The organism is Hyella patelloides LEGE 07179 (genome assembly GCF_900659865.1).
In the GTDB taxonomy this organism is placed as follows: Bacteria; Cyanobacteriota; Cyanobacteriia; order Cyanobacteriales; family Xenococcaceae; genus Hyella; species Hyella patelloides.
On the sequence record NZ_LR214036.1, the window covers coordinates 1 to 9674 of the forward strand.

Here is a 9674-nt window from a genome sequence, read left to right on the forward strand (position 1 = left end):
TTCTTTGTCCTTACATGAATAATTTTCTCACTTTTTGCCCGAATTTTTCTTGAGTAATTCTACTTAGATGTAGCGATCCTTTTTCTGTCTGATTTTGTACTACATTTCAAAGTGCGGAATGTGGGTTGTAACTATGGCGGTGGCTTAAATAGATTAGATACAGCTTTTATTGCAGAAATTGACAATGAAATTATTGGTGTTGTAAGAATCTGTCAAGAATTTACAACAACTGTTCTTCGTGGTATGCAAATATCTAAAAAATGGCAACATCAAAACATAGGTAGTAGGCTTTTACTTTTAGCCAGTAATTGTTTAGAAACAACACCTTGTTATTGTTTACCTTATAGTTATTTAGAGAGATTTTATAACAAAGCTGATTTTCAAAAAATCAACCCTAACAATGCTCCAGATTTTTTAATTAATCGATATCATCAATATCTATCAATTGGGTTAGATTGTATTATAATGCTCCGTTTTTCCGAATTAAAGAAATAATATTTGCTTGAATTTGATTAATCAAAAATATCAGGATGGGCTATTCCCATCCCATTAGAAACTATCCCATTAAAATGACATTATCAATAACGTGAATAACGCCGTTATCTGCTTCAATATCTGCTGCGATTACGGTAGCATTTTTAACTTCAAAATTATCAGAACAATCAATTGAAATTGGTGAACCTTCTACAGAAATAACCGAATCAAGTTTTGCTAAATCTGCTTGCATTAGCTTTCCTGAAACCACGTGATAGGTAAGAATTCTTGCTAATTGGGGAACATTTTGCACTAAAGTTTGAATTGTTCCTGGGGGAAGCTTGGCAAAAGCAGCATCATTAGGAGCAAACACTGTAAAAGGGCCAGGACTTTTTAAAGTATCAACTAAATCAGCAGTCTTGACCGCAGTTACTAATGTGCTAAAACCTTCTGTACTTACCGCAATATCAACAATATCAGCCATATTTTTAAATTTTAAGCGTAATTCCAGCTTAATTTATCATTTTCCATTAATTATAAATTACAAGATTACAGAAATCAAAACAATCATTATAATTTTTACTACTTATTAAATATCAAATATTAAGTACTAAGGATTATTTGTTTGTTTTTTAAGCCTCAATAAAAATAAATTTATCTACAGCAAAAATAATTGATTCATCATTAAAAAAATTGACATTTATATACATTGAATACAAGAAAAAAAAGGTTTTTTCGTTCTCATCAATTATTGATAAGTGATAGGATAAATGATGAAAGTTAAATGCTCAATGAAATGACAAATGCGATCGCAGAAAAAATAACAACCTATCCCATAGTAGAAACCTTTCATTCAGTACAGGGAGAGGGAAATTACACTGGAGTTAGTGCCTTTTTTCTTCGTTTAGGAGGCTGTGATGTAGCTTGTCCTTGGTGCGATACTAAAGAATCTTGGAATGCAAAACCTCACCCCAAAAGATCTGTTTTAGAGCTTGCAGAAGAAGTTAAACAAGCCCAGCCAGCGATCGCAATTATAACAGGTGGTGAACCTCTACTACACAATCTTACCCCCCTAACTACCGCCATTAGAGAGCAGAATATTCCCGTCCACCTAGAAACCTCTGGTTCGCATCCTTTCAGTGGCGAATTCGATTGGGTAACTTTTTCCCCCAAACAATTTAAAGCACCCCACTCCAGCATTTATCCCCACGTTAATGAGTTAAAAGTAGTAATTGTTAATGAGTACGATCTTAAGTGGGCAGAACAACAGTCTGCATTAGTACCTCCTGAAACCGTAAAATATCTACAACCAGAATGGAATACTCCCCAAAGTAAAGACTTAATTTTTAAATACATTTTAAAAAATCCCCAATGGCGTATCAGTCTGCAAACTCACAAGCTATTGCAAGTCAGGTAATTTTAAGGATGAGGGATGAGGAAGCGAAGGGGTGCAGGGGAGAAAGGGAGCAGAGGTGCAGGGGTGCAAAAGAGTGCAGAGGAGAAACAATGAACGATTAGTAAGTAGCAACAAGCAACGAGCAACGAGCAACGAGCAACGAGCAACGAGCAACGAACAAAAAGATGAAAAAAGCCGTAGTGTTACTTTCTGGTGGTTTAGATTCCGCCACCACCGCAGCGATCGCTATAAAAGAAGGTTATGAAGCGATCGCCCTTTCTTTCCGTTATGGTCAACGCCATGAGAAAGAATTACAAGCAGCAGCTAAAATTGCTCAAGCTTTAAATATTCAGCAGCACCATATTATTGAGGTTAATCTTTCTCAGTGGGGAGGCTCATCTTTAACCGATACTAATTTAGAGATCCCCCAAGAAGGAGTGCAACCTGATGTGATTCCCTCTACTTATGTACCAGGGAGGAATACCGTTTTTATTGCGATCGCTCTTTCCTTAGCCGAAGCTACAGGTGCAACAGCTATTTATTTAGGTATTAATGCAGTAGACTATTCTGGTTATCCTGATTGTCGTCCTGAATATTTAGACGCATATCAAAAGTTAGCAAATCTTGCTTCTAAAACTGCGATTGAAGGTAATACTATCCAATTGGTAGCTCCCCTAGTAAAAGACACCAAAGTAGATATTGTGAAACGTGCTTTAAACCTAGGTGTACCTCTTGCAGAAACTTGGTCATGTTATCAAGGAGGAGAAAAACCCTGTGGCGTATGTGATTCTTGTCGTATCCGCGATCATGCTTTAATCGCAGCAGGGCGATCGGATTTAATCAGCAGTAATTATTAATTAGTAATCAGCGATTTCTAAGTTGGCATTTATTCCTCTTCATCCCTCATACTTCATCCTTTCTAGATAATCCTTCTTAACAATAGCTTGCCTAATAACTCAAGTTTGTTATGATATTAAAGCCTTATTCTGGAGAGGTGGCAGAGTGGTCGATCGCGCTCGACTTGAAATCGAGTGTACCTTGCGGTACCGTGGGTTCGAATCCCACCCTCTCCGTATTCATTTTTAACAGTATTGCATCAAAAGCATTACGCAGTCACCAACGCCGTCCCTGGAATCCATAAAGAGCCATTGATGAATCTTGTATTTCTTGGGAGAGCTTGTCTTATATAAGGAACATCACTTATACACATCAATATTGTCTTCACATTAACTACAGCTTTTTTCTGTTCAGAAACGATTTTTACCCCTGCTGCTGCCGTAATTTTGCTTCCAGAGCGATGATTGTGCTATTCCAAACTGTCATGATATAGCCTTTACAGGCTAGGTTTGTAGCCATCGAGCCAACCATTAACTTTAGTCTGATAAAAGCAATTTTTTGGTTCATTATTTCTTGAACTAATAAAATTTTTTGTAGTTATTGTGTATGTTCACGAAGTCAGAAATCTGAAGTCGTGATGTCAGTCGTTTTACCTCTGCCTGAAGTCAGAGGATTCAATACTTGAATATATTTTGTTTCTCTTCGCCTTTAAAGGCGAGGCGCATACTCCAACTTCGGGCTTTATCTAACTCCTGACTCCTGACTCCTGACTCCTGACTTCAGCCCGAAGGGCGTGGTAATTTTTACTAACTTTATATTAACTACTATTGTAATTAAACTTTTTTTGACCTAGTAATTACCTGCTGTGATCTCGATCGCTTTAAAACTAGCTTTCAAATACTAATTATTTACTTTAACTTTATTTGTTAAAATCAGTAATTTTCCAATTACAAAATACTAATTGCATTTTATATACTTAGGTTAAAGCAATTTTAATACCTAAGATATATATAAACAGATGTTTCATTACGGCTTACTTTTCAACGAAGAAAAAGATACTAATTTAGTAAAAGAATTATTAAAAAACAAGAACAGTATTTCCAAGCAATTGGAACAAAAAGAGAATTCAAGGCTTACTTTTGATGGGAATGAGGTAGTTTCTGCAAATTCTAATGCAAAAGAAAATAATGTCAGTGATCTCAATCTTATTAAACGTAAAAATGGTTGGATCGATCAAAAATTCAGTGTAGTTAATAATCAAGAAGATTCTGTTCTTTTAAGCTGTAATTGTTCTAGTTGCTGTAGAGAATCAGCACCAGAAAATTCGGAATCAGGATTATTTGTTTCTCCTTTAGACACTGCTGCTGCATCTTCCAGTAATATATCTCAAGATGTTATCGATACTTTATTAACTACCTATGCATGGAGTGATAACACTATTACTTATAGTTTTTACGACGATAGTGTTTTTAATAATTACTATGGAAACGAAGCAAATGTTAGTGAAGTGAGTGAAGCCGTCAAAACAAACGTCAGAGAGATTTTAAATTTAGTCGAAACATTTGCCGATCTCGAATTTGTTGAGGTAGATGAAAGTGAGACTGGTACTTATGGGCAGATTCGTTATATGTTATCCGATAACCCTGGCTACGCCTATGCCTATCTTCCTTTTGGTAGTCGTTACGATTTAGCTGGTGATGTTCATCTTAGAACCTCTTACGACCACGCTACCAACACTAATGGGTTTCAAAACGATCCTGGTAGACATGGTTATACAACTTTAATTCACGAAACTTTCCACGCTTTAGGTTTAGAGCATCCGCACAGTAGTGATGATGGTGATTCTTTAGATTCTCGGAAAGACAATATGTCTAATACAGTCATGACTTATGATTTCACAGGAAATTCTGCGGGGACAGCTATGCCTTATGATATTGCAGCTTTACAGCACGTTTACGGTGCAGCAGATCATAATACTGGCGATGAGACTTATGTTTTTGGCACAACCACAGATGTTTACACAGTAAATGGTCAATCTCCTTTTACCACTTCCCATAGAGTTAAACAAACTATTTGGGATAGTGCAGGAACTGATACTTTGGACTTTTCTGGTTTGAGCTTACAAAGTGGTGGCTACTTATTTGACCTCAACGAAGGAGGTTGGCTAATCGCCAATGCACAAAAGGTTACCAAAAATAGTGGAGAAACATATTATAAGTACGGAACATCCTTGGCTTATGAGATGACCATCGAAAACGTAATTAATTCTCGTAGTAACGATACGATTGTGGCTAATGCTGTGGCAAATACTTTTAGTGGCTATACAGTAGGTACAAGGGTTGGAAATGATATTTTAAGAGATACTGATGAGCTAGATACTTTAGACCTATCTAGTTATAGTGAGTCTAATGTCACTCAAACACCCGCAGGGGATAATTTAGTGATTGATTTAGGTAGTGATGGTTCAGTTACTGTAGAAGACTATTTTGCTGTTCCAGAAGCTAATCGCCTCAGTATTTTGTTAGAGCCAGACTCGCCAGAGATAGAAACTATTGATGAAACTACCAACGTTGCGATCGCAGAAATTGGCAAAATCACTAATCTCAACCACAATGAGCAGACGATTACTTTACAGAATAACTATGAGAATCCTGTAGTTTTTGCTCAACCTCTCTCTTATAATGGAGCAGACCCTTCTGTAGTACGTATTACTGATATTAATAGCGCAAACGATACTATTTCTTTCTATTTACAAGAAGCTGAATACAAAAACGGTTGGCACACAAACGAAAGCTTTAGCTACATGGTAGTAGAAGCAGGTACTTGGCAATTAGAAGATGGTACTCTCTTAGAAGTTGGCACATTAGATACCGATCGAGTAACTTCTTCTGGTTGGGAAAATATTAGCTTTAATAATGACTTTACAGAAACACCAGCAGTTTTAAGCCAAGTACAAACTAACAACGACAACCAATTTGTACGTACCCGCCAACAAGATGCTGATGCTAATGGTTTTTCCGTCACTATGGAAGAAGAAGAAGCTTTAAGATATTCTGGTCATTCAGAAGAGACTATTGGCTGGTTAGCTATTGATTCTGGTTCGGGAGAGTGGGATGGATTTACCTATCAAGCTGGTAATACAGGAGATGTCGTCACTCATAATTGGCACGAATTAGATTTGGACGATTTTGACACTGCACCCAATTTATTAGCTTCCATCGCTACCTATGATGGTTCAGATGCTTCAGGACTACGTTATCGCGAGATCGCTGGAGCAAATGGCAGCACGATTAAGATTAAAATTGAAGAAGATAAAAGTGCCGATGGAGAAGTTCGACACACTACAGAAGATGTTGATTTTTTCGCTATTGGAGGAAGCGGAATTTTAACCGCTCAAGCTTACGATCCTCTATCTTCTACGATCGCGCAGCGCCTCGCTTTCAGCGAGATCGCAGAAGACAGTTTACTAGAAGATAACATGGCAATAGAAACTGATTTTATTTAAATTAACGCTCAATTACCACAATTTTCCATTGTCCTAATTGACTGGCTTGGAAGGCTATCTGACGACCATCTCCACTAATTGTCGGATTGTCTACCGAGCCTTTTATGTTAGCAGTCAATAATTCTGCTTTTTGGGTTTCTCGGTCGTATAAAAAAATATCAGTTTTGCCTCGTTCAGTAGAAACATAGACAATGTAACGACCATCTGCGCTAATCGCTGGTCGATCTTGACTGGAGTTACCGCGATTAAGATTTGGTAGAGAGACTAATTGATTTTGCTGCAAATCATATAGAAAAATATCTCTTTGACCACGGCGATCCGAAGCAAAAACCAAATAATTGCCATCACTACTGTAAGCAGGAGATTCTTCAGGAGAATTACTATTGATCCCTCCTGGTAGTAGTGGCGGTGTAACAGCATTAAAACTTTGGCAACCAACAACCAATCCAAAAAGTATTAAAAACAACAAAAAATAGTAGCTAATTTGCAGTTTTTTCATCTATTATTCATGAAGATAAACTAAAGTAGGGATAATTACTGACCAATTTACAATCTGTCAATGTAGAATGAAACATTATTGCCCTGCCAGAATAGGTTATTTTTAGTTACTTTTAATCATGAACAGTTCTAGCTCTCGTTCTACTGTTACTTGGCTAGTATTTGCTAGCGATATTTGCGGGCTAATTCTTGGTTTTAATTTAGCTTTTACTTTGCGTTTTGAGGAAATCCATCAATGGCGATCGCCTTTAGCCTATGGTTTAATTGTAGTTTATTTACTAGGACTATATCTAACTGATACCTATCGTTTGACAGAGAAAGTATCGGGCTTTTGGCTATCAGAAAGAGTTTTACTGGGAATCATCATTACGGTTTTTGGTATAACTTGCTTGATTTATCTCACTGGTTTATGGGGTAGTTCTCCTATTGTGGGTCGTGGAATTTTATTTATCACAGTTAGTTTTTTTACGGCTTGGGCGATCGCTTGTAGAACAATTGCTTGTAAATGGGCTAGCAGAAACCAAGAGCGCAGTCGCTTTCTAATTTTGGGAGATAGCGAGAAAACAGCTAACTTTGCCCAAGAATATCAGACAAAAAAGAGCCAAGCTGAATTTGTCCTCTTGCGAGAATCAACATCTCAGGCTAGAACGAATCAATCTTTCAAAAATAGCAGAGTAATTGGCAATTCGATACAAGCAGAGGTCAACACCTCGATTGGATATGGCGAGGAGACTTCGCCATCCCTCTCGGTCATTTCTAAAAATACAACTAATTCTCATTTTAAAACCGATACTTTAGATAATTTTGAACTTTGGAGTGGACAATCTTGGTCGGGAGTTTTAATTAGTGATAGTAATCAAGAGCTTTCTCAATCTACTATTAGAGATTTAATGGAAATGCGTCTTAGAGGCATCTATGTTTATAGTTTTGCTGATTTTTGCGAGCAGTTTTGGCAAAAAATTCCTCCCGCTTGTATCGAAGATGATTGGTTTGCTTTCTCATCGGGCTTTAGTATTCTGCACAACCCAGTGAATGTCAAGCTAAAAGAAGCGATCGATCGAGTATTGGCTGCTATACTAATTCTGGTTTCTTTACCCGTTACCATCCCTATAGCGATCGCTGTTAAATTAGATAGTCCTGGTTCGATTTTTTATTCTCAGGTAAGAACAGGACTAAATGGCAAAAAATTTAAAGTACACAAGTTTCGTTCCATGCGTTCTGATGCAGAAAAAATGGGCGTTCAGTGGGCGCAAGAAAAAGATCCCAGAATCACCAGAAGCGGTCGTTTTATCCGTATGACCAGAATAGATGAATTACCCCAGTTATGGAATGTTCTTAAGGGAGAGATGAGTTTAGTAGGTCCTCGTCCCGAACGTCCTGAATTTGATAGTCAACTACGCCAAGCAATCCCCTATTACGATTTGCGTTACCTAGTTAAGCCAGGAATCACAGGTTGGGCGCAAGTTTGCTATCCTTACGGTGCTTCTGTAGAAGATGCTTATCAGAAAGTAGCTTACGACCTCTACTATATTAAAAATTACTCCTTAGTCTTAGATGCAGCGATCTCACTTAAAACCGTCAGAGTAGTGATTTTGGGTAAAGGAAGATAATTTAAGCAGTTGTGAATTATTATTTATTAGTTATGAAGAAAGAAACAATTCAGTAAATCACAAAATTATTTTCTAGAAGGCGAACGCAAGCTTCAGAAGAATCAAATAAATAAGTTATATTCATGTTACACCTCTAAAAGACTCAAGAGTTTATCCCAGAGGAATAGAAATAGTTTCTACGATTTGAAAAATTCGTTCAACATTATTTATCTATCTAGCTATTGTTGATAAATATAAGATAAGTCTTCCAACTTTTGAGCTTAAAGCTTCTTTTCCAGCTAGTATTCTTGATTTATGTCCATAAATCTAATTAATCCTTTATTTTTAACCTGACGACATATTGCTTCAGTTCTCGAAATGAGGTTTCATCGTCAGACTCTCCCATCACAGTAATGCGATCGCTCATCTCTACTCTAGCTTGATAATGACCGCATCGATTTTGCCATCAGGACTGGCAAAATCGATGCGGACTTCTTCCCAAGTTTGGTCTGTTTCATCTATTGCTAAAACTCGACCCGCTTTATAATAATCCAACCATTGCCAACCTTCTTGCTAGGGTGTTGACTTTTCAGGAAAAAGCCAGGTAAATTTACAAGCAAGTTTTATGTCAAAAGGAAATTAGCCTACCAGTGAGCCTAGAAAAGTCTAAAATGCCTGTAAGCCGCCAAATTAGGTACTTGATAGGAAGCAGAGATAACTGGAAACACAATGCAGCTAAAAAACAGCAAAAAATCCGCGAATACGAGCAAACAATTCGCTCTTTGAAAATAAGTAGAGATAATTGGAAAACTAGAGCGAAAGAAGCCGAAAAAAGGCTGAAAGAATTAGAAAAAAAGCTCGAAAAACAAGAACCAAAAAAGTATAAAATCTCTGAAGAAAGAGGAGCAGAAACCCTAATTGAAAATTTGACTCAAGTAAAAAGGCATCATTATAAAGTTCAAACTATACAGGTATGTATCCAGCAAATCCTAGAAACTGGCAATAGTTATCGAGGATTTGCTAAGACCATGAAGATTTTATCTCAAAACTTTAAAACAGAATCTCCTCATTATAGTACCATCAGACAATGGTTAGGAAGAATTGGATTATATGAGTTAAATCGCCAAAAAGAAAAACTCCAAGATTGGATATACAGCGGTTTGCAGGTTTATAAGGGACAGTAGCAGCAGTGGGCAAACCAGTTACGCAGATGTTGGGGATTCATTAAATCCATCGCTATTTTAATCAGGGTATCAACCCTTTTGGAAGTTCTGGGAGAGAACTGCCTCAAGAAAGCCTTTAGCTGTGACCACCAGTGTTCAATGGGATTAAACTCTGGAGAATAGGGGGAAAGCTCTAAAACTCTCGCTCCTAC

Annotated in this window: 10 protein-coding genes, 1 tRNA gene and 1 pseudogene; 7 read left to right on the top strand and 5 right to left on the bottom strand. The window is 37.2% G+C overall.

The features are described 5' to 3' along the window. Positions 1 to 120: 120 nt before the first annotated feature. Positions 121 to 495 carry a GNAT family N-acetyltransferase gene (locus H1P_RS27360; RefSeq protein WP_186376172.1) on the top strand — a complete coding sequence of 125 codons (375 nt, stop codon included), beginning with the start codon at positions 121 to 123 and terminating at the stop codon, positions 493 to 495. Positions 496 to 556: 61 nt separating this feature from the next. On the opposite strand, the gene H1P_RS27365 is transcribed toward H1P_RS27360, so the two are convergent. Next, the gene (locus tag H1P_RS27365; RefSeq protein ID WP_144873708.1) at positions 557 to 958 is read right to left on the bottom strand and encodes a fasciclin domain-containing protein; all 402 of its coding nucleotides are present in this window, start codon (positions 956 to 958) and stop codon (positions 557 to 559) included. 300 nt (positions 959 to 1258) lie between these two features. Between H1P_RS27365 and H1P_RS27370 the strand changes: the two genes are divergently transcribed. From H1P_RS27370 to H1P_RS27380, 3 genes and pseudogenes are all read left to right on the top strand, one after another. Then, complete coding sequence (locus H1P_RS27370) at positions 1259 to 1891, top strand: 7-carboxy-7-deazaguanine synthase QueE (protein ID WP_144873710.1); 633 nt, start codon at positions 1259 to 1261, stop codon at positions 1889 to 1891. A gap of 158 nt (positions 1892 to 2049) precedes the next feature. After that, a pseudogene (gene queC, locus H1P_RS27375) lies at positions 2050 to 2727 on the top strand (7-cyano-7-deazaguanine synthase QueC); the annotation flags it as partial. A gap of 131 nt (positions 2728 to 2858) precedes the next feature. After that, positions 2859 to 2943, top strand: a tRNA-Ser gene (locus tag H1P_RS27380). A gap of 187 nt (positions 2944 to 3130) precedes the next feature. Here the strand turns inward: H1P_RS27380 and H1P_RS36595 are convergent. Beyond that, entirely contained in the window at positions 3131 to 3274 is a 144-nt protein-coding gene (locus H1P_RS36595; RefSeq protein ID WP_186376173.1) for a hypothetical protein, read from the bottom strand. A gap of 451 nt (positions 3275 to 3725) precedes the next feature. Here H1P_RS36595 and H1P_RS27385 point away from each other — a divergent pair, with 451 nt between their 5' ends. Next, a complete protein-coding gene (locus tag H1P_RS27385; protein ID WP_144873715.1) occupies positions 3726 to 6212 on the top strand; it encodes a M10 family metallopeptidase in 2487 nt (828 codons plus the stop codon). 1 nt (position 6213) lies between these two features. Here the strand turns inward: H1P_RS27385 and H1P_RS27390 are convergent, their stop codons facing one another. Then, positions 6214 to 6711, bottom strand: coding sequence for a TolB family protein (locus H1P_RS27390; protein ID WP_144873717.1), 498 nt, complete (start codon positions 6709 to 6711; stop codon positions 6214 to 6216). 118 nt (positions 6712 to 6829) lie between these two features. On the opposite strand from H1P_RS27390, the gene H1P_RS27395 reads away from it, so the two are divergent. Then, positions 6830 to 8320: a sugar transferase gene (locus H1P_RS27395; protein ID WP_144873719.1), complete on the top strand. Its 1491-nt coding sequence runs from the start codon at positions 6830 to 6832 to the stop codon at positions 8318 to 8320. 408 nt (positions 8321 to 8728) lie between these two features. Here H1P_RS27395 and H1P_RS39055 read toward each other — a convergent pair whose 3' ends face one another. After that, positions 8729 to 8854 carry a hypothetical protein gene (locus H1P_RS39055; protein WP_281291243.1) on the bottom strand — a complete coding sequence of 42 codons (126 nt, stop codon included), beginning with the start codon at positions 8852 to 8854 and terminating at the stop codon, positions 8729 to 8731. A 116-nt stretch (positions 8855 to 8970) separates the two neighbouring features. Here H1P_RS39055 and H1P_RS27400 point away from each other — a divergent pair, with 116 nt between their 5' ends. Continuing rightward, the gene (locus tag H1P_RS27400) at positions 8971 to 9483 is read left to right on the top strand and encodes a hypothetical protein (protein ID WP_144873721.1); all 513 of its coding nucleotides are present in this window, start codon (positions 8971 to 8973) and stop codon (positions 9481 to 9483) included. On the opposite strand, the gene H1P_RS40000 is transcribed toward H1P_RS27400, so the two are convergent. Beyond that, positions 9468 to 9674 (bottom strand): transposase (locus H1P_RS40000; protein WP_186375824.1); only part of this gene is annotated, 207 nt, incomplete at its 5' end. The two genes, H1P_RS27400 and H1P_RS40000, sit on opposite strands and share 16 nt — an antisense overlap.

Bases quoted from the DNA above. Each gene is read 5' to 3' on its own strand.
- H1P_RS27365 (WP_144873708.1), bottom strand. From the start codon at position 958: ATGGCTGATATTGTTGATATTGCGGTAAGTACAGAAGGTTTTAGCACA.
- H1P_RS27370 (WP_144873710.1), top strand. From the start codon at position 1,259: ATGCTCAATGAAATGACAAATGCGATCGCAGAAAAAATAACAACCTAT.
- H1P_RS36595 (WP_186376173.1), bottom strand. From the start codon at position 3,274: ATGAACCAAAAAATTGCTTTTATCAGACTAAAGTTAATGGTTGGCTCG.
- H1P_RS27385 (WP_144873715.1), top strand. From the start codon at position 3,726: ATGTTTCATTACGGCTTACTTTTCAACGAAGAAAAAGATACTAATTTA.
- H1P_RS27390 (WP_144873717.1), bottom strand. From the start codon at position 6,711: ATGAAAAAACTGCAAATTAGCTACTATTTTTTGTTGTTTTTAATACTT.
- H1P_RS27395 (WP_144873719.1), top strand. From the start codon at position 6,830: ATGAACAGTTCTAGCTCTCGTTCTACTGTTACTTGGCTAGTATTTGCT.
- H1P_RS27400 (WP_144873721.1), top strand. From the start codon at position 8,971: ATGCCTGTAAGCCGCCAAATTAGGTACTTGATAGGAAGCAGAGATAAC.